Source organism: Acinetobacter sp. 231_lipA (genome assembly GCF_058243005.1).
In genome coordinates, this window is record NZ_JBZAYU010000001.1 from 1857060 (window position 1) to 1883405 (window position 26346).

At 43.2% G+C, this 26346-nt stretch carries 26 protein-coding genes and 5 tRNA genes; 18 read left to right on the plus strand and 13 right to left on the minus strand.

Annotated features, from left to right (window positions below):
* Nucleotides 1-291 precede the first annotated feature (291 nt).
* From AC4CUX_RS09120 to AC4CUX_RS09130, 3 genes are read left to right on the plus strand one after another with little or no spacing between them, the layout of a single operon-like run.
* Nucleotides 292-2373 carry an FUSC family protein gene (locus tag AC4CUX_RS09120; RefSeq protein WP_201953817.1) on the plus strand — a complete coding sequence of 694 codons (2082 nt, stop codon included), beginning with the start codon at nt 292-294 and terminating at the stop codon, nt 2371-2373.
* Nucleotides 2374-2375: 2 nt separating this feature from the next.
* Nucleotides 2376-2582: a DUF1656 domain-containing protein gene (locus AC4CUX_RS09125; RefSeq protein ID WP_004692723.1), complete on the plus strand. Its 207-nt coding sequence runs from the start codon at nt 2376-2378 to the stop codon at nt 2580-2582.
* Nucleotides 2583-2618: 36 nt separating this feature from the next.
* On the plus strand, nt 2619-3626 hold the full coding sequence (locus AC4CUX_RS09130; RefSeq protein ID WP_201953367.1) for an HlyD family secretion protein: 1008 nt from the start codon (nt 2619-2621) through the stop codon (nt 3624-3626).
* A 123-nt stretch (nt 3627-3749) separates the two neighbouring features.
* Here the strand turns inward: AC4CUX_RS09130 and ruvX are convergent, their stop codons facing one another.
* From ruvX to recN, 3 genes are all read right to left on the minus strand, one after another.
* A complete protein-coding gene (ruvX, locus tag AC4CUX_RS09135; RefSeq protein WP_062035179.1) occupies nt 3750-4193 on the minus strand; it encodes a Holliday junction resolvase RuvX in 444 nt (147 codons plus the stop codon).
* On the minus strand, nt 4186-4740 hold the full coding sequence (locus tag AC4CUX_RS09140) for a YqgE/AlgH family protein (protein ID WP_004692720.1): 555 nt from the start codon (nt 4738-4740) through the stop codon (nt 4186-4188). The genes ruvX and AC4CUX_RS09140 overlap by 8 nt, the downstream gene beginning before the upstream one ends.
* Nucleotides 4741-4852: 112 nt before the next feature.
* Nucleotides 4853-6514, minus strand: coding sequence for a DNA repair protein RecN (recN, locus tag AC4CUX_RS09145; RefSeq protein ID WP_201953370.1), 1662 nt, complete (start codon nt 6512-6514; stop codon nt 4853-4855).
* 390 nt (nt 6515-6904) lie between these two features.
* Between recN and ppnP the strand changes: the two genes are divergently transcribed.
* The 3 genes from ppnP to AC4CUX_RS09160 all read left to right on the plus strand — a co-directional run bounded on the left by ppnP (nt 6905) and on the right by AC4CUX_RS09160 (nt 9069).
* Nucleotides 6905-7228: a pyrimidine/purine nucleoside phosphorylase gene (gene ppnP, locus AC4CUX_RS09150; RefSeq protein WP_078388524.1), complete on the plus strand. Its 324-nt coding sequence runs from the start codon at nt 6905-6907 to the stop codon at nt 7226-7228.
* Nucleotides 7229-7370: 142 nt separating this feature from the next.
* Entirely contained in the window at nt 7371-8120 is a 750-nt protein-coding gene (gene rlmB / locus AC4CUX_RS09155; RefSeq protein WP_004692717.1) for a 23S rRNA (guanosine(2251)-2'-O)-methyltransferase RlmB, read from the plus strand.
* Nucleotides 8121-8151: 31 nt separating this feature from the next.
* Entirely contained in the window at nt 8152-9069 is a 918-nt protein-coding gene (locus tag AC4CUX_RS09160; RefSeq protein ID WP_201953373.1) for a DMT family transporter, read from the plus strand.
* A gap of 13 nt (nt 9070-9082) precedes the next feature.
* Here AC4CUX_RS09160 and coaE read toward each other — a convergent pair whose 3' ends face one another.
* The 4 genes from coaE to pilB are packed head-to-tail and all read right to left on the minus strand — an operon-like array spanning nt 9083 to nt 13518.
* Entirely contained in the window at nt 9083-9682 is a 600-nt protein-coding gene (coaE, locus tag AC4CUX_RS09165) for a dephospho-CoA kinase (RefSeq protein WP_279689916.1), read from the minus strand.
* Between the two features lie 6 nt (nt 9683-9688).
* The gene (locus AC4CUX_RS09170) at nt 9689-10549 is read right to left on the minus strand and encodes a prepilin peptidase (RefSeq protein ID WP_279689914.1); all 861 of its coding nucleotides are present in this window, start codon (nt 10547-10549) and stop codon (nt 9689-9691) included.
* Nucleotides 10549-11775 carry a type II secretion system F family protein gene (locus AC4CUX_RS09175; protein ID WP_279689911.1) on the minus strand — a complete coding sequence of 409 codons (1227 nt, stop codon included), beginning with the start codon at nt 11773-11775 and terminating at the stop codon, nt 10549-10551. Before AC4CUX_RS09175 ends, AC4CUX_RS09170 begins: the two co-directional genes overlap by 1 nt.
* 30 nt (nt 11776-11805) lie before the next feature.
* On the minus strand, nt 11806-13518 hold the full coding sequence (gene pilB, locus AC4CUX_RS09180) for a type IV-A pilus assembly ATPase PilB (protein ID WP_279689909.1): 1713 nt from the start codon (nt 13516-13518) through the stop codon (nt 11806-11808).
* 279 nt (nt 13519-13797) lie between these two features.
* Between pilB and tpiA the strand changes: the two genes are divergently transcribed.
* The 11 genes from tpiA to AC4CUX_RS09235 all read left to right on the plus strand — a co-directional run bounded on the left by tpiA (nt 13798) and on the right by AC4CUX_RS09235 (nt 21047).
* A complete protein-coding gene (gene tpiA / locus AC4CUX_RS09185) occupies nt 13798-14589 on the plus strand; it encodes a triose-phosphate isomerase (protein WP_279689907.1) in 792 nt (263 codons plus the stop codon).
* Nucleotides 14590-14602: 13 nt separating this feature from the next.
* On the plus strand, nt 14603-14932 hold the full coding sequence (gene secG, locus AC4CUX_RS09190) for a preprotein translocase subunit SecG (RefSeq protein ID WP_004692710.1): 330 nt from the start codon (nt 14603-14605) through the stop codon (nt 14930-14932).
* 53 nt (nt 14933-14985) lie between these two features.
* Nucleotides 14986-15070 (plus strand) — tRNA-Leu (locus AC4CUX_RS09195).
* Between the two features lie 49 nt (nt 15071-15119).
* Nucleotides 15120-15196: transfer RNA gene (locus AC4CUX_RS09200), tRNA-Met, on the plus strand.
* A gap of 73 nt (nt 15197-15269) precedes the next feature.
* Nucleotides 15270-15346, plus strand: a tRNA-Met gene (locus AC4CUX_RS09205).
* A 68-nt stretch (nt 15347-15414) separates the two neighbouring features.
* Nucleotides 15415-15491, plus strand: a tRNA-Met gene (locus AC4CUX_RS09210).
* A gap of 89 nt (nt 15492-15580) precedes the next feature.
* A tRNA-Met gene (locus AC4CUX_RS09215) sits at nt 15581-15657 on the plus strand.
* A 228-nt stretch (nt 15658-15885) separates the two neighbouring features.
* On the plus strand, nt 15886-16410 hold the full coding sequence (rimP, locus tag AC4CUX_RS09220) for a ribosome maturation factor RimP (RefSeq protein ID WP_004692708.1): 525 nt from the start codon (nt 15886-15888) through the stop codon (nt 16408-16410).
* Between the two features lie 39 nt (nt 16411-16449).
* Nucleotides 16450-17934 carry a transcription termination factor NusA gene (gene nusA / locus AC4CUX_RS09225; RefSeq protein WP_078425744.1) on the plus strand — a complete coding sequence of 495 codons (1485 nt, stop codon included), beginning with the start codon at nt 16450-16452 and terminating at the stop codon, nt 17932-17934.
* Between the two features lie 9 nt (nt 17935-17943).
* Nucleotides 17944-20643 carry a translation initiation factor IF-2 gene (gene infB / locus AC4CUX_RS09230; RefSeq protein WP_004978761.1) on the plus strand — a complete coding sequence of 900 codons (2700 nt, stop codon included), beginning with the start codon at nt 17944-17946 and terminating at the stop codon, nt 20641-20643.
* On the plus strand, nt 20643-21047 hold the full coding sequence (locus AC4CUX_RS09235; protein WP_004978763.1) for a ribosome-binding factor A: 405 nt from the start codon (nt 20643-20645) through the stop codon (nt 21045-21047). Before infB ends, AC4CUX_RS09235 begins: the two co-directional genes overlap by 1 nt.
* 73 nt (nt 21048-21120) lie before the next feature.
* Here AC4CUX_RS09235 and AC4CUX_RS09240 read toward each other — a convergent pair.
* Nucleotides 21121-22211, minus strand: a protein-coding gene (locus AC4CUX_RS09240; protein ID WP_490792348.1) for an IS4-like element ISAba1 family transposase whose coding sequence is annotated in 2 segments (ribosomal slippage) — nt 21121-21671 and nt 21671-22211 — 1092 coding nt in all. Because the reading frame shifts where the segments join, the coding sequence is not laid out codon by codon here.
* 217 nt (nt 22212-22428) lie between these two features.
* On the opposite strand from AC4CUX_RS09240, the gene AC4CUX_RS09245 reads away from it, so the two are divergent.
* Complete coding sequence (locus AC4CUX_RS09245; protein ID WP_227518524.1) at nt 22429-22920, plus strand: 8-oxoguanine DNA glycosylase OGG fold protein; 492 nt, start codon at nt 22429-22431, stop codon at nt 22918-22920.
* A gap of 46 nt (nt 22921-22966) precedes the next feature.
* On the opposite strand, the gene AC4CUX_RS09250 is transcribed toward AC4CUX_RS09245, so the two are convergent.
* The 5 genes from AC4CUX_RS09250 to AC4CUX_RS09270 are packed head-to-tail and all read right to left on the minus strand — an operon-like array spanning nt 22967 to nt 26346.
* The gene (locus AC4CUX_RS09250) at nt 22967-23365 is read right to left on the minus strand and encodes a Na+/H+ antiporter subunit G (protein WP_078388531.1); all 399 of its coding nucleotides are present in this window, start codon (nt 23363-23365) and stop codon (nt 22967-22969) included.
* A gap of 11 nt (nt 23366-23376) precedes the next feature.
* Nucleotides 23377-23652 (minus strand): monovalent cation/H+ antiporter subunit F, encoded by a 276-nt coding sequence (locus tag AC4CUX_RS09255; protein WP_004692700.1) that lies wholly within the window; start codon nt 23650-23652, stop codon nt 23377-23379.
* On the minus strand, nt 23649-24170 hold the full coding sequence (locus AC4CUX_RS09260; RefSeq protein ID WP_062035163.1) for a Na+/H+ antiporter subunit E: 522 nt from the start codon (nt 24168-24170) through the stop codon (nt 23649-23651). Before AC4CUX_RS09260 ends, AC4CUX_RS09255 begins: the two co-directional genes overlap by 4 nt.
* 2 nt (nt 24171-24172) lie before the next feature.
* Entirely contained in the window at nt 24173-25981 is a 1809-nt protein-coding gene (locus AC4CUX_RS09265) for a monovalent cation/H+ antiporter subunit D (RefSeq protein WP_279689901.1), read from the minus strand.
* Nucleotides 25981-26346, minus strand: a complete 366-nt coding sequence (locus tag AC4CUX_RS09270) for a Na+/H+ antiporter subunit C (RefSeq protein ID WP_004692695.1) — start codon at nt 26344-26346, stop codon at nt 25981-25983. The genes AC4CUX_RS09265 and AC4CUX_RS09270 overlap by 1 nt, the downstream gene beginning before the upstream one ends.

The following is a 26346-nucleotide window of genomic DNA, read 5'->3' on the forward strand; positions in this document are numbered from 1 at the left end:
AAATGTAAATTATCATATTGAGATATTTTAATTGACAAAAATTCATATTTTTGGAAAAATTATCATTATAAATGTCTTTTAATGAATAATGCTTTTGTTATTTGTTGAGCTATTTTCTTTCCTTTCAACATGGCGCTGTCTTTGACCATGTCTGTAAAAGACTTCATTTATTGAATTATTTTTTCATCCGTCTTCGCATGAGGTGAGGACGAAGTGATGCTGTTTGTCTGAGCAATGCTGTGTGGAAGAATTGTTTAAATGTTGTCATCCAGCGCATTTAGAGATGAATTTATGTTCCTCACCAAACAGTTACTCGCATTCCGTCCAAATAAATTGGACTGGATTTTTGCGACGAAAACCTTTTTGGCAGGCATGCTTTCACTTTATGTCGCATTTTCATTAGATTTGGCTTATCCCATTTGGGCGATTGGAACGGTCTTCGTCATCGCAAACCCATATGCGGGTATGACCTCCTCAAAAAGTCTTTATCGGGTATTGGGCACGTTGCTGGGAGCGATTGTTTCGATTGCAGTCACGCCAAACCTGATCAACACTCCAGAATTGTTCGCGTTATTTTTAGCCACATGGGTCGGGTTTTGTCTATATTTTTCATTGTTGGATCGGACGCCGCGTAGCTATATTTTTATGTTGGCGGGCTATACCACGGTCATTATTTGCTACAACATTGTCTATAACATTGAAACTACTTCCATGTTTGATATGGCGATTGGTCGCTGTATTGAAATCACGGTGGGAGTACTGTGTAGTGCAGTGGTGAATGCGGTACTGTTTCCCATGCATATTGGTCCCGTAGTCAAAACCCGTGTTTCACAGATTTTTCAAGACACTCGAGCGGTTTTTGATCAGATCCTGACAGATGATGTTAAGGCCATTAATTACAGCACTACGCTTAGTCATATCACGCGGGATATTGCCGATATTCATGTGATGGCCGTGCACTTGAGCTATGAAAAATCGACCTTGCAGGGCATGACCAAACCGCTCCAAGAAATGCTGCATCAACTCAGTATGTTGGTGACAAACTTGGTGGCCATGGCCGAGCGAATTCAGCAGTTAGATCACATTGACTCACGCTACCGTCCAGCTTTAGAAAAGGCGCACGCACAGATTGTAAAATTTTTACAAAGTGATCAGGTCATTTTAGAGCAGGACTTAAACCAGCTACCTGAGCAGTTTGAGTCGAGTTTTCAAGCCGTGTTTGATAGTGCCTTGCCACAGCAGCAAGTCATGTTGGCCAGTTTAAAAATGGATGTGCGTCATTTCACCCAAAATATACGTGCTATTAAGTTGATTTGGCAGCGTATCCAACAGGGGGATGACAACTTACCCGCAATCGTGACCCCGATGAGTACCAACTATCCCAACTTACATCGAGATCATGGCGTAGCCGTGCGTGGCGGCATTTCAGCTTTTATTGTGGTGCTTGTGGCGACTGGCTTTTGGATTATCAGTGGTTGGAAAGCGGGTTTTATGATGGCAGAGATGGCCGCTATTTGTGCCTGTATTCTGACCAGCATGGACAATCCTGTTCCTGCCTTAAAAATCTTTATCCGTGCCAGTCTATATGCGGCGATTATTGTCTTTATTTATGCTTATGGCATCTTTCCGCACATTAGTGCTTTTTGGATGTTGGCTGTGGTGTTGGCCCCTTTTTGTATGTACTGTCTGATGCTGTTTTTACATCCACCACTCACAGGTTTAGCGCTACCTTTGATAATGGGTGTGGTCATGGGCTTAAACCTGCAAAACCGTTATCACCTTGACCAAGTGATGTTTTTTGATGCATCGATTGGGACGGTGCTTGGCCCCATCATTTCTGTCTATGTGATTCACTTGGTGCGTGCGATGTCGCCGGACATTACCGCCAAGCGAATCCTGTCTTTACATTATAAAGCGATACGACAAGCGCTTTATTTACCTTATGGGGTGGAATTTAGAGTGCATTTGCGCAGTATGTTGGATCGGATAGGCGTACTGAATACCAAATTGGTACAGTCCGATCGCTTGAAGCAAAAAATCAATTTGGCTCTGATTGAATCCAGTGCGGTGATTGATTTAACTCGGGTGCAAGAACTGATTGAAAAAATGCCTATGCAGGCCTCTATCACGCTGCATCTACAAGAACTACAAAGCCAAATGGATGCTTATTTTCACGCTAAAGAATTAGACCATAGCGACCTACAGGTCAGACAACACATTTTGGACAAAATTCAGATCATTCAGGCCGAGCTTATACAGCTGCAAGACCTAAGCATTGCTCGGCGTTTGCAAGTTTCACTGAATAATATTCAAAGCAGTCTCTGTCATGCGACATGGGACGAAATGTCTCAAGTCCGTTTGCTGGGAGCATAACGATGGGTGAACTTAATATCTATGGTGTGTATGTGCCAGTTTTGGTCATTCAGGCGGTATTGGCCTACATCGTATTACGGTTACTCATGCGGGTGACCGATCCTTGGGTCGACAAAGGCTGGATTTTTTTACCCAGTATTTTTTATTTATGCCTCTACATTACTGTGCTTGGCGTAGTCCATTGGGGTTTTATCGTGAGCTTTGCCTAAGCGCACATCTGATTGAAATGAATGAGGTAAAATGAAATGGCATCCTTTGATTGGCGTAAACTGAGCCGCCCCATCACTTTAGTGCTGATTGCGGGTATCGCGATCGCGGTGCTCGTGCATCTTTGGCATTATTATAATGCTGAACCGTGGACACGTGATGGGCGGGTTCGTGGCGATGTGATTCAAGTGTCTTCCGATGTATCAGGCTTAGTCACGGAAGTTTTAGTGCATGATAATCAAAGCGTCAAACAAGGGCAGGTGCTGTTTAAAATTGATGTGGCGCGTCAGGCGCTTGATGTGGAACAAGCCAAATCAGACTTGGCTAAAGCCAAAGCCAGTTTGGCTGCTGCCGAAGCGGAGTTGTTTCAAAGCAAAGCCAATTTGACCAAATCACAAGCCAATAATCACTTGGCCGATAAAAATGCAGAACGCTATGCCAATTTGATGGATGGTGCTATATCAAAGCAAGAACAAGATCAGATGTTTGCCGTACGAGATCAATCACATGCCGAACATGAACAAATGCAAGCGGCGATTCAGCAGGCCAAAGCCAATATTGCGCAGCAACAGGCATTAATCGATGTAGCCACCAGTAATCTACATTTGGCTGAATTAAACTTGAACCGTTCCGAAGTGGTGGCACCAGCCGATGGCACACTGTCTAATTTTGAGATGAAAGCAGGGAATTATGTCAAAGTGGGGCAGGCGGTAGCGGCATTATTAGATCGCTCACAGCTTTATGTGGTTGGTTATTTTGAAGAAACCAAGTTAAATAAAATATATTTGGGTGCGCCCGCTACGGTACAGTTGATGGGCGACTCAAACATCTTAAAAGGGCATGTGCAGGGGATTGCTTCAGGCATTGAAGATCGTGAACGAACTACAAGTACAGGTTTATTGGCCAATGTAAACCCAACTTTTAGTTGGGTACGTTTAGCGCAGCGCGTTCCTGTGAAAATTGCACTGGATGATATTCCGAAAAATGAATTGGCATTTGTCGCGGGGCGAACCGTGACAGTACATATTACCGAGTCACAGCACTAAATTGACCTCTGTTCATTTCAAAAAAAGCATCCGATGAGGATGCTTTTTTTTGAACGCTATTTGATGTGTTGAGATCCGACTCCAGTCATAAAACCCATGTCATCTGTTTTAAGAAAGTCTTACTTAAGGTGTAAGACCTTCAGGATCGCGATACCAGCTTTCAATAAACAAGGTTGCGGCAAGGCTATCAGCAGAAAGTTTTTTGCCTCGGCCTTGCGCATGATAATGGCTCAGCTCATCACGGGCTGCACGAGTACTTAAGCGTTCATCCACCATCCATGTTTCAATATTGGTTTGATGACGTAAACGACGTGCGAACTTACGTGCTCGAGCAGATAATTCCGACTCGCTATCATCCATATTGAGTGGTAATCCGACTAAAAATACATTGGGTTGATATTGCTTAATAATTTTATGCAGTTCATCCCAATTGGGGATGCCATCTTTCATGGGAAACAAAGCCAAAGGTGTTGCACTTTCAATCAGTGCTTGACCGACTGCCATGCCCATTTTTTGTGTACCAAAATCAAATGCCATAATCATTTGAGGTGTGTTTAAATCAGGCATGTCCAATCTCAGAAGACAACCAGGTTCGGTCCAGCCCGAGCTTTTTATAGGCAGCGTCCCAACGGTCGTCATAAGGAATATTAAAAATCAAATCCATATCAGCATCGCAGACTAGCCAATCACCACGAGACAGCTCATCTTCCAATTGGTTTTTGGTCCAACTGGTATAGCCCAAAGCAATTTGATAGCGACCCACACCTTCATTATGCGCAATCGCATCTAAAATATCTTTAGACGTGGTGATACAGATATTTTCCCCCACCGCAATGGAAGAGTGCCATGTCGGCTGACCCGTATGTAAGACAAAGCCAGCTTCTGGACGCAAAGGCCCACCTTGGAGAACATCATGTGGTCGTACGTGATCGGCTTCAATTTCAAGATCATTGAGCAGTTCTTTGACTGAAAGTCCTGAAGGGCGGTTGATGATGATGCCTTGAGCACCTTCCTCATCGTGTCGGGCCAAATAAATCACGGTATGGGCAAAGACTTCATCTGCCATATCGGGTGGGGCAATGAGACAGCGATGCGTCAGATATTGTTTGCTCACCTAAAGGCTTCTCCTTGAAATTAAAATGCTTCTAGTCAAATGTTGTTATCTACCACGTTACTAGACTAATGCACTTTCTCCAAATCTTTTTTTGTGATCCAGTCTACATAAATTAGGCGGATTGAAACTTCAACTGACGTAATTGCTTGGCATGTTGTAGTGTAGTGTCATTGATTTCAACGCCGCCTGTCATGCGTGCGAGCTCATCGATACGCTCATCTTCTTCTAAGTTTAAAATGGTGCTACTGGCAGGGTCGGTCTGACGTTTTTTCACCAACAAGTGCTGGTCGGACTGTGCTGCAACTTGAGCTTGGTGGGTAATACACAGAATTTGCACATGCGAACCCAAGTCGGCCAAGAGACGACCAACAATTTCGGCTGTGCCACCGCTAATACCGACGTCAATTTCATCGAAAACTAAAACTTCAGCTTCAGTTTTTTCAGCATTCATCACTTGCATCACCAACGCGATACGTGACAACTCCCCCCCTGAGGCAACTTTGGCTAATGGTTGCGGTGGGATGCCTTTGTTGGCGGTGAACAGTAATTGGATAAAACTTAGGCCTTCACTAGAAACCTGCTCCATTGGTTCAAACTTAAACTCAAAGTGCGCTTCAGGCAGAGCCAATTGTTTGACCTGTTCGGTTAAATGTTTTGCCAATGGTGCGGCTGCATCGCGACGAATTTGGTCAAGGTACTGGGCTTTATTTAACAGGTCCTGATGTGAGACTTCAACTTGCTCGGCAAGCGTTTCTGGATCTTCTAATAAATGGAGTTGTGCCAGTTCAGATTGCCATTGTTCATGCTCTTGTTTTAAGTGTTCTGGCTGCGTGCGGTACTTACGGGCAAAACGGTGGAACATCTCAAGCTGGGTGTTCAACTCTTCCATACGTTCTGGGTCATAACTTTGACGGTCAATAAACTGACGGAGATTAGCCGTGGCATCGTCAAGCTCACTTTGTGCATTCAGCAAAGAAGTATGAATCTCGGCCAACTGTTCACTGCGTCCTGCATGTGATTCTAAGCGGCGAATGATGCTGGAAATTTCTTGATTAATATTTTGTTCAGCATCATCTAAGGCCGTAACAGCATAACTACAGTCCTGCATGATATTTTCATGATGCGACAAGCGGTCGAACTCTTGTTCAATCTCTTTATAGTCGATTTGCACCACATCTTCGAGTTCTTCTAATTGTAAACTCAAAGTATCTATACGCTGTTTACGCGTGGCTTGAGCATCCAATGCTGCTTGGTGCTGACGAATGTCTTTTTGCCATGTGCTATAGGCTTCACGCACAGCTTGCGCTTCTGGGTAGAAGTTATGATAGAGGTCTAACCAGCGTCTTGGATAAGGCGGCTCTAATAGCTGTTGTTGACTGTGTTGACTATACAGTTGTACCAGCAAACGCCCGATTTCTTTCAATTCAGCTAAGCTACTCGGACGACCATTAATCCATGCTTTGCTACGGCCAGTGGCAAAAATAACCCGTCTTAGATGAATTTCTCCTGACTCATCATCTAACTCATGTGCCTTTAGCCATATGGCTTCAGGGCTGTGCTCTTGATAGCTGAAAATAGCCGTGACATCGGCTTTGTCTGAACCGAAACGGACATAGTTGGTGTCAGTACGTTCTCCCAGACAGGCGGACAGAGCATCTAGCAATAATGATTTGCCTGCACCTGTTTCCCCAGTCAGGACATTAAAACCTTGATCGATATCAAGTGCTAAGTGATCGGCTAAAGCAAAATTAATTAAAGTTAAATGTGTCAGCATAAACGCATCCGAGCTGCGAAAAGTTTTAGTTTAAGATAGTGAAGTTTTATTCAGCCGACAAGACGGCAACGCTATTCGTTTTGTGCAAAGTCGGCTTATTTTAACGTGAATCTGAAAGTCGACCTAGCAGATTTTTTAAATCCGACTGTTATAGCAAACACAGCACAAATTTGTGGGTATGCGGTGTATACAGAAAGAGCACGACTCAGGGAACCGACGCACGGGCAAAAAACAAGCCAAAATGGGCTAGAAATTGAGGCAATTGTACGATGGTCGGACTTTAACAAAATATTGATTGAATGGAATAAAACATGGATTGATTAGTTAATCGCACATCTTTAAACTAGCACATCAATATGATTATAAATGCGCATTATCTGGAGTGTATGCATGTCAACTCAGTTCGATCATGTCTCTGTCATTAAAAAATCCAATGTTTATTTTGGCGGGTTATGCATTAGCCATACTGTACAGTTTGAAGATGGTACCAAAAAAACTTTAGGTGTCATTCTACCGACAGAGCAAGCATTGACGTTCGAAACACATGTGCCAGAGCGTATGGAAATTATTTCAGGCGAATGTCGTGTGCAGATTGCAGACAGCGAAGAGAGCGAATTGTTCCGCGCAGGTCAGTCTTTTTATGTGCCTGGCAATAGTCGTTTTAAAATTGAAACTGACGACGTATTGGACTACGTGTGCCATCTAGAAGGTTAAGCTTTCAACTGACACTCGCCAAGTAATTTCAAGCGAAATCGGTTAAACTATCTGTTGCACAGCAATCCTGTAAAGTCAGCTTTACAGGATTTTTATTTTTGGCACATCGTGTCGATGGTCATTTATCTTTTAGAGGTCCTACATGGCTAAACCTGAATATTTCTATGGCGTTCATTCGGTGGAGTCATTGTTGGAACTTGAACCTGAACGTGTACTGACACTTTTTACCTTAAAAGGGCGTGATGACCAGCGTTTAAAGCGTGTGCTTGAGTTGGCTGAACCGTTTGGTATTAGCGTACAACAAACCGGTCGTGATCGATTAGAAAAAATGGCGGGCTTGCCATTTCACCAAGGGGTTGTGGCTGCGGTCCGTCCTAATCCAGTTTTCAATGAAAAAGATTTAGAAGCCTTACTGAAACAATCGCCAAATTGTTTATTGCTGGGTTTAGACCAAGTCACCGATCCGCATAACCTCGGCGCATGTATCCGTACCGCGGCTGCAATGGGCGTTGAGGCCGTGATTGTGCCTCGTGATCGTTCTGCAAGTTTGACCCCGACCGCGCGCAAAGTTGCGGCAGGTGGTGCTGAAAAAGTCAAATTTATCCAAGTGACCAATTTGGCTCGGACTTTAGCGCAAATTAAAGATGAGTTTAATGTGCGTGTGGTCGGTACCATGTTGGATGAAAAAGCCTTGCCGCTACAACAGTTCGATTTTACTGGAACGGCTGTATGTGTGGTGATGGGTGCTGAAGATACTGGTCTGCGTCCAATTACCCAGTCTCAATGCGATCAAACGGTTTATATTCCGATGGCGGGCAATCTACAAAGTTTGAATGTCAGTGTAGCAACGGGTATGGCTTTGTATGAAGCATGCCGTCAACGTAATGTCTAAGTTTTTTAATTTCTGATTCAATGTAAGCCCAATGATGACCTCTCAAAAACAAGGCTATGTCTTTATTGCCATCACCATGTGTATTTGGGGGGGATTTACCTTAACGGCGCGGCTCAGTGCCAATTGGGGTATTGGTGCGTGGGATATTACCGCCTTACGTTTTCTGTTGGCGTTTTGCATCTTAATGCCAATCTTGATCTATAAAAAAGATACCGCCTTTTTGTGGAAGAAAGAGCCTTTTATTTTGGCGATGATTGGTGGGGTGTGTTACTGCATCACCGCTTATAGCGCTTTTCATTATGTGCCTGCGGCACATGCTGCGATCTTTCTCAATGGCTGCATTCCGCTTTGCACAGCTGTTGCAGCTTATCTGCTATTTCGACAACCGTTTGACCGGCATACTTGGCTCAGTCTCAGTATTATGTTGCTCGCACTGACGGCCATGAGTGGGCTGATGTATCAAGAAACAGGTGTTGCTTTTAGTTTAGGTGATGGCTTGTTTTTCCTCAGTGCTGTGCTGTGGGGAACATTTACCGTTTTATTGAGACAGTGGAAACTGTCGGCATGGCACTCCATGGCAGGTGTTGCGATTTGGGCTGCGATTATTTTTGTGCCGATTTATGTTTTATTCCTACCCAAAACCATAGCGTATGTGCAACCTGTGCAATTGATTGCTCAGGTGGTATTTCATGGTGTGTTCGTAGTCATCGTGGCGACACTCACTTATGTGGAAGCCATTAAGCGTTTGGGGGCATTTAAAACAGGCAGTATTGTGACTTTGGCGCCTTTTATTGCTGCGATTATTGCGGTTCCTTTGCTCAATGAGCCTTTGAGTGTTGCCATTTTATGTGGTCTTGTGGGAATGGGGGTCGGGGCCTTGCAGCCATGGCGTTGGATACGGCAGGACAGCCTGAAAGCCCAACTCGCGCAACAAAAAAAGCAGTTATAATCGACTGCTTTTTTTAGACTTCTGAATGGGCTAAATACTTTAAATGCAAAGGCCTGAGCTGTGCGTATAAGTGTTCCAAGTGTCCATCATTTACCACAATATCATCAGCTAACGATTGTTTTTGTTCACGGGACATTTGCGCTTTAATGATGGTTTGAATTTGTTCAATGGTTTGATGGTCGCGCTGCGAAGCACGAAGAATCTGGATATCAATTGAAGCATCGATGAGAAGTGTATGTTGCGTCAGTTCATGCTGATTGGTTTCAAAAAGTAGCGGTGAAACCAAAATCGCATAAGGGCTGGTCGCAGCTTGTAATTGTTGCATGATGGACTGCCGAATTGCAGGGTGCGTGATCTTTTCCAATTGCTTACGGGCAGACGGGTCTTGAAAAATGTGTTCACGTAAAGCACGTCGATTCAGTTCGCCGTTGTCCAGTAAGACCCAATTGCCGAAGCTGCGTTGAATTTGCTGAAGTGCGGGTTGTCCTACAGCAACAATCTCTCGAGCAACGACATCGGCATCAACCACTTGAATGCCTTGTTGTTCAAACCAGTGGCTTGCCGCAGATTTTCCACTGCCAATCCCACCTGTCAGACCTAAAATAAATGACATATTATTTTAATTGCCTAAGTATATTTTCATAATTTGCTCACCCCACAAAAAGGCAATCCAACCTGCGATGGCAATATATGGACCAAAAGCAAAAGGCTGATTTTCTTTACGCACTTTGAGCAGAATGATGCCGATAATGGCACCTACGAAAGAGGAAAGTAGCACAATCAGCGGCAGCAGCAAAGGGCCCATCCATGCGCCTAAAGCAGCAAGTAGCTTAAAGTCACCATAACCCATACCTTCCTTGCCTGTGATGAGCTTAAACAGATAGTAGACAATCCATAAGCATAAAAAGCCAATGATGTAACCCCAAATGGCCGCTGTCGGTGTGGTGTAAATCGCATAACTATTGACCCCTAAGCCTAGACCTGCAAGGGTGAGGGTATAGCGATCAGGTAAAAGCTGAGTGTCAAAATCAATAAAAGTTAAGGCGATTAAAATATAAGTGAGTACGAGACCGAACAGCATTTGGATTGTTGGGCCAAATACTGCAACCACGACCAATGCACACATGGCGGTCAGGAGTTCAATCGCAGGGTAGCGAATACTGATCGGGTTATGGCAAGTGCCACACTTTCCTCGTAGCAGTAACCAACTAATCACAGGGACATTTTGATAACAGCGTATGGCACTTTTACATTTGGGGCAGGTTGAGGCAGGCTTGCTCAACGTGAGCTTTGTTTCATCAATAATAGGCTGTTCAGGATGAAGTAGAAATTGGCAGTCGGTGCGCCATTCTTGTTCCATCATTTTTGGAGTGCGATAGATCACCACATTCAGAAAACTACCGATGCACAAACTAAAAACTCCAACGGCGAAATAAAGCGCCATTGGAGTATTGATCAGATAGGAAATTATTTCTTGCATTAAACCACAGAACCCATTTGGAAGATTGGTAGATACATGGCAATTACTAGGCCACCGACAAGTACACCCAAAATCGCCATGATGAGAGGCTCCATCATTGAGGTTAAGCCATCCACTGCATTATCGACTTCGTTTTCATAGTGAGTTGCAACTTTATCCAGCATGGCATCGAGGGCACCAGATTCTTCACCAATCGCCACCATTTGTACTGCCATCGATGGAAATTTATTGGTAGCGCGCATCGCGAATTGAAGTTGTTGTCCTGTTGCGACATCTTCACGGATTTTCATCACTGCTTCTTCATAGACTACGTTATTGGTTGCACCCGCTGTAGACTCGAGGGCATCAATTAAGGGTACACCCGCAGCAAAGGTGGTAGACAGCGTGCGGCTATAGCGCGCGATAATTGCTTTATAGACTAAATCACCAAAAATCGGGGCTTTCAGTGCAGCTTTATCCAACATGTCACGAAACTTTTTACTCCGCTTTTTGGTTTCGAGTAAAGCGGTAATCACAACACCAACGACAATAATCAAAATGAACCAGTATTTCTGCATCCATTCAGACATATTTACCACCATTTGGGTGAATGCAGGTAAGTCTGCACCAAAGGAGCTGAATAAATCTTGGAACACTGGGACAACTTTGACCATCAAAATAATGGTTACGATCACAGCAACCACAACCACGGTTGCTGGGTACTTCATGGCCTTTTTAATTTTTTGTTTCAGTAATTCACTTTTTTCTTTATAGACCGCTACGCGGTCCAGCATGGTCTCCAGCGCACCTGATTGTTCGCCTGATTCAACCAATGAACAGAATAAGTTGTCGAAATATTGCGGATATTTTTTGAGTGCTCCCGCAAAGGTATTACCGCCTTCAACTTCACCTTTAATGCCGAGGACAACTTCACGCATAGATGGGTTTTCTAGGCCTTCAGCCACAATTTCAAAACCTTGAACCAGTGGTACACCCGCTTTCATCATGGTTGCGAGCTGTCGGGTGAAAATCGTGATGTCCAGTGTCGTCACTTTTTTCTTCATTATCCCTTCAAGAATATTCTTTTTCTTTTCTCGAATACTCTTGATGGTAATCCCTTGTTTGCGCAAAGTAACTTTGGCGAGGGCGAGATTACGTGCAGGCAATTCCCCTTTAATTTTTGCCCCTTTACGATCAATCCCTTCATAATTGAAGGTTGGCATCATCTGTGCTTTTTTGACAGCCATGCATTTATCCTTATTCTTTCAATATTTCAACTATTCGCTGGTTACACGATTCACTTCTTGTAAGGAAGTGACCCCCTGCATAACCTTGAGTAAACCTGAACGACGTAAATTGTTAAATCCTAATTTTGCAGATGCTTCAGCAATCTGTAAGGCATTGCCATCTTCCATAATAATTTTTGAAATTTCTGGCGTGACTTTCATAACTTCGTAAATACCAACACGTCCTTTATAGCCTTCACGGCACTCAGCACACCCCACCGGTTGATACACTTTGAAGTCTGGATCTTTGATATCTGTTGGAGTAAAGCCCATTTCGAGCAAACTTTGTTCAGGAATATCGACAGCGGCTTTGCATTGGCTGCATAAGCGGCGTGCCAAACGCTGTGCAATCACCAAATTGACCGATGTCGCAATGTTAAAAGATGGAACCCCCATATTACGTAAGCGTGTCAGAGTTTCAGGTGCACTATTGGTGTGGAGTGTCGACATGACCATGTGACCTGTCTGTGCAGCTTTAATTGCGATTTCAGCTGTTTCAAGGTCGCGAATCTCACCAACCATCACAATATCAGGATCTTGACGTAAGAAGGACTTCAGCGCAGCAGAGAAGGTGAGGCCGACTTTATTGTTCACATTGACCTGATTAATGCCTTCTAAGTTAATCTCAACAGGGTCTTCCGCAGTTGAAATATTGGTGTCTTCTTTATTTAGAATATTCAAACCTGTATACAGCGATACCGTTTTACCTGAACCTGTCGGGCCAGTAATTAACAACATGCCTTGCGGTTTGTCTAAAGCCTGCATAAATAGGTCTTTTTGATCTGGTTCATAACCTAAAGCATCAATCCCCAGCATAGCACTGGATGGATCGAGAATACGCAGAACCAGTTTTTCACCAAACAAGGTTGGAAGTGAGTTGACACGGAAGTCAATGGCTTTGCTTTTCGACAGCTTTAATTTAATCCGACCATCTTGTGGAACCCGTTTTTCAGAAATGTCCATTTGTGACATGACTTTCAAACGTGAGGCAAGACGAGTCGCGAGTTGTAGTGGTGGACTGGCAATATGACGCAGAACCCCATCTACACGATAACGAACACGATAAGATTTTTCATACGGTTCAAAGTGTAAGTCTGATGCGCCCATACGAATCGCATCGATCAGTAATTTATTGATGTATTTGACAATCGGTGCTTCATCCCCTTGAGGTGAGTCATCTTCTTCGTCATTTGAGTTCTGAGGGTCTTGCTCTAAGTCTAAATCAATATCTTCATCAGAAAATTCAAAGCTATCGGCTTGCGCGAAATTTTGTTCGATTAGTTTTTCAAGCTGAGGATGTTCAACAATAATCGCTTCAATGTTCATTTTAGAATTGAAACGAATCGCGTCCATCGCATCCATGTTGGTTGGATTGCTGGTGGCGATATAGAGGATATTGCCACGACGGTAAATCGGCAACACACGATGCTTGGTGATGAGTTTGTCTTCGACCAGATCTCGTAGAATTTGTACCGAATCATAGACACTTAAGTCAAAAACAGGCTCTCCAAACTCCAAAGAAATCGTCTCAGCGATCATTTGTGGGGAGAGTTTATAATTTTCAATCAGATAAGGAACGATGTCTTGCTGAGCTTTTTTTGCAGAGAGCATTGCCTGCTGCATATTTTCAGCAGGCATGCGTCCGTCTTCGACTAAGCGTCGAATGAAGCCTGTGAACTTAGGCAAACCATTTGATACTGACATTCCCCAGATCCTTAACTTCTCAATTGTTTATAATTGGTATCGTAAAATTATACTTTTGTTGCACAAAAATACCATATCTGAAAGTGTTGTCACTACCTTAATATCGCTTAAAAGCATGAACTGGTCGTGATAGCAGACGTTTTTTTTACAAAAAGATGTCTTTATTTTCACTCGTATTATTTTGATTGCCGAAGAAATTCTAGAAGAAAACTATCTTTGAAAAATAAATACCGTGTAGAATGAGGCCGTTTTAATGAACTGTTTTGAATAGGGTGCTGTATGTCGGGTTCGACGATTAAGCCATGGGTTGTCGGCAATTGGAAGATGAACCCAATGCAGGCAGATGCCAAGCAATTGCTTCAAGAATTTAAACAGCTCTTGCAAGAGAATGAAATAGCAGAAGAAAAATGTAATATTGGGCTTGCGCCTGTGACGCTGGCTTTGACTTCAATGCAGGTTGAATTGGCGAATGCTGCACGTTCAGTTTTTACTGTGGCGCAAGATGTTTCGCGTTTTGGCAACATGGGTGCATATACGGGTGAGGTAAGCGCAGAACTGCTCAAAGATAGTCAAATTGAATATGTTTTGATTGGTCACTCAGAACGTCGAGAATATTTTGCTGAAAGCGCAGCAATTTTAAATGCGAAAGCTCAAAATGCCTTAAATGCGGGTTTAAACGTCATTTACTGTGTTGGTGAAAGTTTAGAGCAGCGTGAGTCTGGTCAGGCAGAAGTAGTGGTTTTACAACAAATTTGCGAGTTAGCCAGTGTGGTAACGGCAGAGCAGTGGCCTCATATTGTGATTGCCTACGAGCCGATTTGGGCCATTGGTACAGGAAAAACCGCTTCACCAGAAGATGCACAAACCATGCATGCTAAAATCCGTGAAGGCCTCACGCAAATTACCAGTCATGGCGGGAACATGGCCATTTTATATGGTGGTAGTGTAAAAGCTGAAAATGCAGTAGAGTTAGCGGCCTGTCCAGATATCAATGGTGCACTCGTCGGTGGGGCATCTTTAAATGCAACGTCGTTTTATAAAATTGTCGAAGCATTTGCAAATACAAAATAATTAGGAGTTCAGCATGCAAACTTTTGTGCTGGTAGTACATATTATCTTAGCTGTGTTGATGATCGTGCTGATTTTGGTCCAGCATGGTAAAGGTGCAGATGCTGGTGCTTCGTTTGGTGGTGGCGGTGCTGCAACTGTATTTGGTGCATCAGGTTCAGGTAATTTCTTGACCCGATTGACTGCGGTTTTGACGGCCTTGTTTTTTATCACCAGTTTGTCGTTGGCTGTGTTTGCCAAAAAGCAAACCACAGATGCCTATAGCTTAAAGTCAGTGCAAACGACAAGTTCTGCACCTGCACAATCGACTGAAACTTCGCCAGCTGCACCTAAAACAAGCGAATAATTGGAATTAGTCCTTTCTTTTTTGTGACGATGCTACTAGAATGCGTCACAGCTGCGGTGGTGGTGGAATTGGTAGACACGCTACCTTGAGGTGGTAGTGCTTTCGGGCGTGGGGGTTCAAGTCCCCCCTTCCGCACCAACTTATGAATCCAGAAGATTAAGTTGGTGTATGCAGCAAATTCTGTTGATGCGGGATGGAGCAGTCTGGTAGCTCGTCGGGCTCATAACCCGAAGGTCGTTGGTTCAAATCCAGCTCCCGCTACCAATCAATCTTATTTTAGAAGCAAACTAAAGTGAGTAACTTAAGTGATTAAGTTAAGAATATTTTTGCGTTTTGTTGCGGGATGGAGCAGTCTGGTAGCTCGTCGGGCTCATAACCCGAAGGTCGTTGGTTCAAATCCAGCTCCCGCTACCAATCTTATTTTAGATGCAAACTAAAATAAGCAGTTTAAGTGATTAAATTGAATAATTTTTGCGTTTTGTTGCGGGATGGAGCAGTCTGGTAGCTCGTCGGGCTCATAACCCGAAGGTCGTTGGTTCAAATCCAGCTCCCGCTACCAATTTGATTTAGGTGCAACTAAATCAGAGCAAGTACGAAGTATTTAGATTGAAAAATAGTTCATATTTGTATATAATTTTTGCACGTTGATGCGGGATGGAGCAGTCTGGTAGCTCGTCGGGCTCATAACCCGAAGGTCGTTGGTTCAAATCCAGCTCCCGCTACCAAGTTTCTAAAAAGAGGCTCACAACAAGGTGGGCCTTTTTGCACAGTGGATATTAATTTTCTGTGCAATAATTGGGGCGATTACGCCCTTTTTTATTGGCTATCGTGTAGTGTCGATGTGAGCCGGATACGGTGAAAGTCAAAGTGTCATGTTCCACTACTACTATAGTTTGTATTGGCTTGTAGTGGTCTGTTTCGGCCATTGAATCGCACAAAAATGACGAGAGTAAATGAAGCTATCAAATAAAACTCAAGCACTCCAAGACTTAATTGCTCCTGCAGTGCAAGCCTGTGGTGTTGATCTTTGGGGAATTGAATTCCTTCCTCAAGGAAAACGTTCTTTATTGCGCATTTATATCGACAAAGCTGTCGACGAGAATGCAGAACCTATCATCAATGAAGATGGTGAAGAAGAGCAGGGCCGTGGCATCGGCGTACAAGACTGTGTACGCGTGACCCAGCAAGTCGGCGCAATGATGGATGTCCATGATCCAATTTCAGGTGAATATGCACTTGAAGTGTCATCTCCGGGTTGGGATCGTCCATTTTTCCAACTTGAACAATTACCTGCATATATTGGTCAACAGATCGCTTTCCGTTTGATCAGTGCAGTCGATAACCGTCGTAAATTCCAAGCTAAGTTGGTTGCTGTAGATCTTGAAGCTGAAATGATTCAAGTCGAAGTGGAAAAGCAACAGGTGCTTGAAATCGATAGTAATAATATTGATAAAGCCAATTTGGTCTATCAAGATTAATTCATTTAATAAATAAGAATCTGAACGAATAGGTGGCTTATGGCACGTGAAATTCTTACCGTAGTTGAAACGGTTAGTAATGAAAAAGGTGTACCTCGTGAAGCGATTTTCGAAGCCTTAGAACAAGCGCTTGTTGCTGCGACTAAAAAGAAATTTTACGAAGGAACAAACTCTGAAGAAGCTCAGCTTCGTGTAGAGATTGATCGTAAAACGGGCGAATACAGCACTTTCCGTCAATGGGAAGTGGTTGCGGATGAAGATCATGAGATGCCAGCATGTCAAGATGCGATTTCAGATGTTGATCCTGCACAATGGTCGATTGGTGATATTCGTGAGCTTGAAGTGCCTTCAATTGACTTCGGTCGTATTGCGGCGCAAATTGCAAAACAAGTGATTGTCCAAAAAATTCGCGAAGCTGAGCGTGCGCTGATTGCAGATGCCTACGAGTCTAAAGTGGGTGAGTTGATCTACGGTGAAGTGAAAAAGCAAACCAAAGATGGCTTTATCATTGACTTAGGTGACAATGCTGAAGCGTATCTTGCACGTGAAGAAATGATTGCAAAAGAAATTTTGCGTCCGAAGCAACGTGTAAATGCGATTTTGTTCAATGTGAATCGTGAAGGTCGTGGTGCTCAACTACAATTGTCACGTGCCAAGCCTGAAATGCTCATCGCTTTGATGAAGAAAGAAATTCCTGAAATTTCTGAAGAAATCATTGAGATTAAAGCGGCAGCGCGTCAACCTGGTGTTCGTGCTAAAATTGCTGTGAAAACCAATGATCATCGTATTGATCCAGTGGGTGCATGTATTGGTATGCGTGGTACACGTATCCAAGCAGTTCAGCAAGAATTGAACGGTGAGCGTATTGATGTTGTTGTATGGTCTGATGATCCTGCACAGTACATTGCAAGTGCTTTAGAGCCAGCAGATGTATCGGGTATTGTGATTGATGAAGAAGAACGTACAGCGGACATTATTTTCGCAACTAGCGATCAATTAGCGCGTGCGATTGGTTCACAAGGTCAAAACGTACGTTTAGCCTCTGAACTTACAGGCTACAAACTCAACATGATGCTTGAAGATGAGTATCATGCTCGTCAGCAAAATGAAGCACAACAATACTTAGACCTATTTGTATCGCGTCTAGATATTGAAGAAGATTTGGCAATGGCATTGGTTGAAATGGGCTTTACTTCTTTAGAAGAGATTGCTTATGTTCCAGCTGAAACATTTGACGAAATCGAGCTAGATGCTGAAGTTGTTGAATTACTTCAAAGTCGTGCCAAAGAAGTTACATTGGCTGATGCATTACAGCAGCAAGAAAACATCCAAGATCCAAGCGCGGAACTCGTTGCAATGGAAGGGATGACGCAAGAGATTGCTTATGCACTTGCAGCACGTGGTGTCATCACAATTGATGACTTGGCTGACCAAGCGACTGACGATATTGCTGATATTGAAAGTCTAGGTACAGAGAAAGCAGGTCAACTTATTATGAAAGCGCGCGAATCATGGTTTAACTAGGAGATCTACATGACGGATAAGACGATACAAGAGTTAGCTCTCAGTGTGAACCGCCCTGTTGAGAAGGTCCTAGAGCAGGTTCGTGATGCTGGTTTACCACAGCGTAAATCGGACGATATAATCTCTACTGAACAACAAGATGCCCTCGTGCACCATTTGAAGAAAATTCATGGTCAAAACGATGGTCAGGCAGGAAAAATCACGTTGAAACGTAAAACGACCAGTACCGCTAAAGTAGCGAGTACTTCAGGTAAGGCAAAAACGATTAATGTAGAAGTTCGCAAGAAACATACATTTACCAAGCCAGATCCAGAACAAATTAAAGCGGAAGCTTTGGCAAAAGCGCAAGCTGAGCAACAAGCTCGTGCGAACGTTCAAGCTATGGTTGAACCTAAAGCTGAAACTCCAGCAGTAAATAAAGCAGCTGCAAACTTTGAAGCAATGCGTGCTGCTGCAAAGCAAGAAACGACGAAGCAAGAAGTTGCGAAAGCTGCGGTAGTTGTGAAGCGTAAATCAAACAATAAGCCTGTGGTTAAAGCACAAGTTAAAGTTGTTGAAACACCTGAACAGAAAAAAGCACGTGAAGCTCAAGCCGCTCAATTAAAAGCGACCGAAGAAGCAGCACGTCGTAAGGCAGCTGAAGAAGCGCAGCAACGTACACTTGAACAAATGCGTCAAATGGCATCTAAGTATTCTAACGAAGATGCAACTGCGACCATTCGTGTTGTGGATGATTCTCCACTTGCTGCGGGTCTAGTTGGCCAAGCATATGAAGATTCATTTGCGAAAGAAGACCGTGACATCAAACGTGGTACCAATACACCAAGTACACGTGCACCGAAAAAAGGTGGTCGTCGTGGTCAGGAAGAGCAAAGTTTCAGCAAGCAACCTAAACGTGGTCTGAAAACAAGTCAGGCTGGTAAACATGGTTTTGAAAAACCAGTTAAGAAACAAGTTTATGATGTTGAAATTGGCGAAACTATTGTTGTTGCAGATCTTGCAGCAAAAATGGCGATTAAAGTACGTGAAGTAATTAAATCACTCATGAAAATGGGTGAGCTGGTTACTCAGAACCAAGCGATTGAGCAAGAAATTGCTGCATTGATCGTAGAAGAAATGGGTCATAACCCTGTTCTTGTATCGGATACGCAAGCTGAAGATAACTTACTTGAAGCAGCTGAAGGCGCGCGTGGTGCTCAATCTACACGTGCACCAGTGGTGACCATCATGGGGCACGTTGACCATGGTAAAACATCGCTTCTTGATCGTATTCGTCGTGCGAAAGTTGCTCAAGGCGAAGCGGGCGGTATCACACAGCATATCGGTGCGTACCACGTTACAACTAACAAAGGTATGATCACTTTCCTTGATACCCCTGGACATGCTGCATTTACTGCAATGCGTTCACGTGGTGCGAAAGCGACTGATATCGTGGTTCTTGTTGTAGCAGCAGATGATGGTGTTATGCCACAAACTGCGGAAGCAATTGATCATGCACGTGCAGCTGGTACACCAATTATTGTTGCAATCAACAAAATGGATAAAGAATCGGCTGATCCAGATCGCGTATTGAACGAATTGACAGTAAAAGAAATCGTGCCAGAACAATGGGGCGGTGATGTACCTGTTGCAATGGTTTCAGCACATTCTGGTCAAGGTATCGATGAGCTTCTAGATTTGATTTCAATCCAAGCTGAATTGCTTGAATTGAAAGCATCTGAAGAGGGTGCTGCACAAGGTGTCGTGATTGAAGCACGTGTAGACAACAGCCGTGGTGCGGTAACGTCTATCCTTGTTCAAAACGGTACATTGAAAGTAGGTGACCTGGTTCTTGCGGGTGCATCTTACGGTCGCGTTCGTGCAATGACAGATGAAAACGGTAAACGTATTCAATCTGCAGGTCCTTCGATTCCAGTTGAAATTTTAGGTCTACCTGAAGCGCCAATGGCGGGTGATGAAGTTCTTGTTGTAAGCGATGAGAAGAAAGCACGTGAAGTTGCTGATGCGCGTATGGATCGTGAACGTCAAAAACGTCTTGAGCGTCAAAGCGCAATGCGTCTTGAAAATATCATGGCGTCTATGGGCAAGAAAGATGTGCCTATCGTCAATGTGGTATTGAAAACTGATGTACGTGGTACATTGGAAGCATTACACGTTGCTCTTGCTGACCTTGCAACAGACGAAGTTAAAGTCCGTGTTATTGGTTCAGGTGTTGGTGCGATCACTGAATCTGACGTAACACTAGCTGAATCTTCTGAAGCGGTACTTCTTGGCTTTAACGTACGTGCGGATAACGCAGCTCGTCAAAAAGCAGATGCTGACGGTATCGATATTCGTTACTACTCAATCATCTATCAATTGATTGATGATGTGAAAGCAGCGATGAGCGGTAAGCTTGCGCCTGAACACCGTGAAACAATTCTGGGTGTGGCTGAAGTACGTGAAGTGTTCCACTCAAGTAAGTTTGGTGCAGCAGCAGGCTGTATGGTACTTGAAGGTATGTTACACCGTAATAAACCAATTCGTGTCCTTCGTGATGACGTGGTTGTGTTCCAAGGTGAGCTTGAGTCACTTCGTCGCTATAAAGAAGTGGTTGAAGAAGTTCGCGCAGGTATGGAATGTGGTCTTGCGGTTAAAGGTTATAAAGACATCAAAGAAAAAGACAAGATCGAAGTCTATGATGTTCAATTGATCAAACGGAGTCTTTAATGGCGGGTAGTCAACGTCTTAAGCGCATGGCGGATACAGTACAACGTGAGTTGTCTGAACTAATTCGCCAAGAGTTGAAAGATCCACGCTTAGGTGGTCTCGTGACCATCTCTGCGGTGAAGGTTAGTCCAGACTTAGGTTATGCTGAAGTATATGTGACTGTGATGGGCCGTGAGCTTGGCGATGAGCAAAGTGAAGCAGCCAATAAAGAAACGCTAGATGTGCTGAACAAAGCATCTGGTTTCTTGCGTCACGAACTCGGCCGTCGTATTAAGACACGTATTACACCGCGTTTGCGTTTCCATTACGATAAAACCAATGCATATGGTAACTATATGTTTGGCCTGATTGCTGAAGCAGTGAAGGATTTACCCGCTGACGAAGCAAACAAAGATGATGAATAATTCAGTCTAACTGAATCAAAAAGCCACCTTCGGGTGGCTTTTTTTATAATTGTATCTCTGTACACGACAAATTTCACAGAACCCTTATCCTATCAGGCTTCTGCCTTCTTAAAATTGCCAAAATCTCCTTAAACTCTTCTTTTTTCCCAAAACCAATTAAACGCTGAATCGCCATTTGAACATAGTCTAAACCATAGCGAAATAAACTCATTGAGAGTCGTCCATGCTTCTTTATTTTTATCGCTTTTTTTTGATCATGTTGCCATTCACCCGTTAAGTAACACCAACAGAAGCTTATAGCTAACACCGCAATCAATTTTTTCACTCGTCTAGGGTCTGTCAAGCGCGTATTTTCAAGATTAAACCCGCGTCCTTTGAGACAACTGAATAAGGTTTCAATTTCCCAGCGTAATGCATAATCCTCAATAGCATTGGCATTAAACTGAGGAGAAACGACGAGTAAAAGCTCTCCATTTTCTAACTGTAGTGCACTTATATATAGTTTCACCCGACCAACCAAAATCCGTCGTTTACGACATTCAATTTGACCAACTTTAAGATGGCGAAATAAATCACTAATTTTATGATTCTTTCCTAAATGATTGGTGACAATGAAGTTTTTTTAACACGAATGCAGAAGTTGATGTCTTGTTCAATTAACCATGTAAACCACTGCTCACCGATAAACTCTCTGTCTGCGAACACATTCACAATACGGTCTTTACCAAAAATGGCTATAAAGCGTTGAATCAAAGCAATGCGCTCTTTCGTATCTGAATTTCCACGTTTATTAAGTAATGTCCAAACGATAGGTATCGCTATTCCACGATAAACGATCGCAAGCATCAGGATATTAATATTTCGTTTTCCCCATTTCCAATTGGTTCTATCTAAAGTCAGTTGCACTTTGTCGAATGAAAACATATTGAAAATCAACTGAGAAATTTGACGATAATCAAAATACTGACCTGCAAAGAAGCGCTGCATACGTCGATAAAATGATTGTGGTAAGCACTTGATGGGCAAGGCTTTAGATGCAGAAGAAAGATTACATGTTTGCTTTAAAATAATCACAAGCATGATGAGCGCAAAGCACTTTAAATGTGACTTGTTCCATTTTAGATATTTGTTTAAGATAAGATATAGCTCATTGAGATGTGTCATAGTATTCGTCGTTAGAAAACAATTATTGTGACATTATTTCAATGAGTTATCTATTTTTGTCGTGTACAGAGTAATTGTATATAGATAAAAATAGATGGAGATTTTAAAAATGTTGTATCTGAGCGAGCCTCAATTATTAGAGATCCGGAGTCTGGATCCGTTGAGAGAATCTAAATTTAAGTATAATTCTACTCGATGGCTGAGTTTGGATCAGAACTTGAAAAGTATTACAAAGGACTATTGTGATGATGATATTTCAAGAGAACAGGTCATTAAATGTTTTAGGGATTATTTTGATTGCAAAGTTAGTGTGGAGTTACCTTTTGTACTGACGATGATTTGGGGTTTTGCTGATATTGGTTATGGTACATTTAGGACGAATAAATATTATACTTCAGAGAATATGGAGCTCATGGAGTTGGCGTTCACGCATGTAAAAAGGAAGAATATTCAACAAGCCTATAGAACATTGAAGTTAATTAATGGTTTGAATATTAGCTATATTTCTAAATTGCTCTATTTTTCAACTCGTGCTTTGGAACACTCGGATTATTGTTTAATTTTTGATATTCGAGTGGCTAGAGCCTTAATTAAACTGACTTGTCCAGAAACACTAGTGAATTTAATCGAGGTGACACCATCCAATAAGTTTGAACCTTATCATCAGTACAATGTGCAAATTAGCGCAACACCACCATGTCAGTGCTGAAGCGCTAGAAATGTATTTATTTTTATATCCTTAAGGATACAAGCGTTTAGAGACGATGTTCAGTGTCTTCATGCTTATTGCTAAAAGCTCTGCGGCGGGTGCGTTGCCAAGGCAGTGGACGATTTAGCGCTTCTGGAACGTCACCACTGAGTGAACGTAAGCGTAAATGTAGCGCCGCTTGCGCCATCAAATTCGCTGATACGGGTGCGGTTAAGAAGGCAAACAGTGTTAATAACAGCTCAGCAAAACCAAAGCGTCCTTGGAATGCAGAATAGATCATTCCGGCGATCAAGAAGCTCCCTAAGCCTAAGGTGCTGGACTTGGTTGGGGCATGCAGGCGCATGAATAAATCGGGCAGACGCACCATTCCAATTCCTCCGACCAGCATGAAGAAAGTACCGATCATGAGAAAAATGGAGACTAAAATTTCCATCGTAAGTTGCATCGATCTTGCTCCTAGTCAATCACATGACCTGAGGTGAAGTAGCGTGCTAAAGCGGCTGTAGAGACAAAGCCGAGCATCGCAACCAAAAGAGCACCTTCAAATAATGAAGTGCTGGCCCAGTAAATGCCTAAAATAATAATGAGGCAGATTGCATTTAAAAAGAGTGTATCGAGTGCTAAGAGTCTATCTACAATCGATGGGCCGATGATTAAGCGAATTAAGCACAGCAACATTGAAATGGTGACAGCGATTAAACAAATCCCGAGGGCATAAGGCAAAATGGTCATGCTTTGTCTCCTGCTTCGACACCAAAAATTTGCATCAACGGTTTTTCATAACGCGCTTTGATATTTTCAATCTCGGCATTTTCATCATCGGTGCTGAGGGCGTGAACTAAAATGTCCCCACGATCTTGATCGATGCCTGCTGAAACAGTGCCTGGTGTGGTGGTAATAATCATCGCCAGTAAGGTGTTTACTTCCTCATGTTGTGTTTCCAGCGGAACGCGAAACCATTTGGGTTGTAGACGATCAATTGGGCCGAGGACCAATTTAGCCACTTGAATATTCGACACCACGATGTCGTATAACACCACAAAAAATAGTTTCACCGCCGCTTTCCATTCAATATTTGGAGTATACTTAATGAATGGTCTGATCAGACTCGGAATAAAAATAGCCAGTAAAAATGCCATCACTAAGCTGGCTGCATCGACACTATGTGCCAACATCACCCAGCTCAGCGCAACAATCACAGAGACAAAAGGGTGGGGTAACCAACGTTCCAAAAACGACGTTTTTTTCATGTTTAAGGCTCCACCATCGGTTGTAGGCTTTCAGCATCGGGATTCACTTCAGCCTGTTGTTGCTGTTGCATTTGGCGTTTTTTGTATTCGGAAATATGTTCGCCTTCCAGTGTTTCTTCTGAAATTAAATATGGAATCAAATGTGCATTCGGATCTACTCGCTCGCCACCATATTTGGTTTCAGGTAAATTTTCACTGTCGAAAGGTTGTACGCTAATGGTTTGTCCATGCTCATCAGTTTTGAGCAAAGTCTGTTCATAGAGCGCATTATTTTGGATTTGCTCAGCCGTTTGGTAAGTGTACTTTTGAATCGGACCTGCAAACACCATATAAGCCATTAAACCGACCAACAAGAGATAAATGGTTTTGTCATTGCGCTTCGGTGCTTGTTCAGGCAAAGCTTGGTAAGCGGCATAAGCTGCTTCATCAGGATTATCTTCAGGTTTGGTTGCGCGCCAAAAAATCACGAAACCCACACGTGTAAACGCGATTATACTCAATAAACTCACCACTAAAATTGTCACAATAATCAGCAATTGATACGGTGAGTGTGCGGTGGCTTGGAGAATAAATACTTTGCCTAAGAAACCACTAAAGGGTGGTAAACCTGCCATCATCAAGGCAATGGTGAAATAGGTTAACGCCACTACCTTATGCTGTTTCATTTGCGGTGCAATTTTAAAATGGTCTTTAAACTCACCACGTTGAGAGGTAATCCAACCACTTAAAATGTAGAAGGCTGCCGCAATAATGGTACTGTGCACCAAATAATACAGTGCCGCTGCCCATGCCAAGGTATTGAACAGGGAAATGGCGATTAAAATTGTGCCGACAGAAGACAAAATCATAAAGCCAATGAAACGACGTAAGCGTTCCGCACCCATCGCGCCAATCACACCATAGACTGAGGTAATTAAGCCAATCGGTAATAGAATGTATTGCAGGATTTCACGGCTAATCGCATCGTCAAATACGGTGCCATTAACACGTAAAATGGCATAAATACCGACTTTGGTCATGATGGTGAACAGAGCCGCTACAGGAGTGGTTGCGACCGCATAGGTTTTTGGTAGCCAAAAACCGACAGGTAGCATGGCTGCTTTAATGCCAAAGACTGTAAACAACAACAGCCCGCCAGCAACAGCAATACGATGTTGATCGCCTTCTAATAGAGGCATCAAACGTGCAACATCCGCCATATTGAGGCTGCCGATGCTGCCGTAAATCATGCCCAGACCAATCAGAAACAGAGCTGATGCCAACAAGTTAATAGTGACATAGTGAATGCCGAGTTGAAAACGCGCTTTGCCTTGGCCATGCAGTAACAGGACATAGGAGGCCATCAATAAAATTTCAAAGAATACAAACAGGTTAAATAAGTCGCCTGTCAGGAAGGCACCGGTTAAACCCATCAGTAGGAAATGGCACATGGCATGGAAATAACGGCCACGTTCATCCCATTCTTTGCTGGCAAACCACATCACTGGCACAGCCAAGCCGTAGGTTAAAACCAACATCAGGGCAGACAGTTGGTCGAGGACTAAAACAATACCAAATGGTGCTGCCCATTCACCAAGGTTATAAACACTGATTTGCCCTGAGCTGGCAAAGATCAGATAGTTGACTGCTGTAAATAAGCCCAACAGGCCAGAGGTATAACTGATGCCTCGACGCCACGGTTGTCGCCAGTCTTGTGCTAAAGAACCTGATCCTGGATTACCCAGTAATACCAAAATAAAGGCAGTAATGGCAGGAATTAAAATACTAAAAATTGGGGTGTGTTCGGTCCAAAATTGGATGAGGTCATTCATTATGGCTCATCCTCACGTGGGTCAATTTGTGGTATTTCTTCTTTAGAGTCAACGTGGTCGGTTCCTGTTTCATAACGACTGCGTAAAGCCAGTTGTACAATAAACGCCGTGGTAGCAAAGCCAATCACAATCGCGGTTAACACCAAGGCTTGTGGCAAAGGATCAGTGGCTTTGCTGGCTTCCGTGAGTACCGCGGGTGCATTAAGTTGAAGTCGCCCCATGGCAAATAAAAATAAATTGACGGCATAACCAATCATGGCCAAGCCAAGTACCACAGGGAAAGTACGGGCACGCAAAATCAGATAGATGCCTGTGGCAGTCAACAGACCAATAGCGGAGGCAAGTAACAGTTCTAAACTAATCAT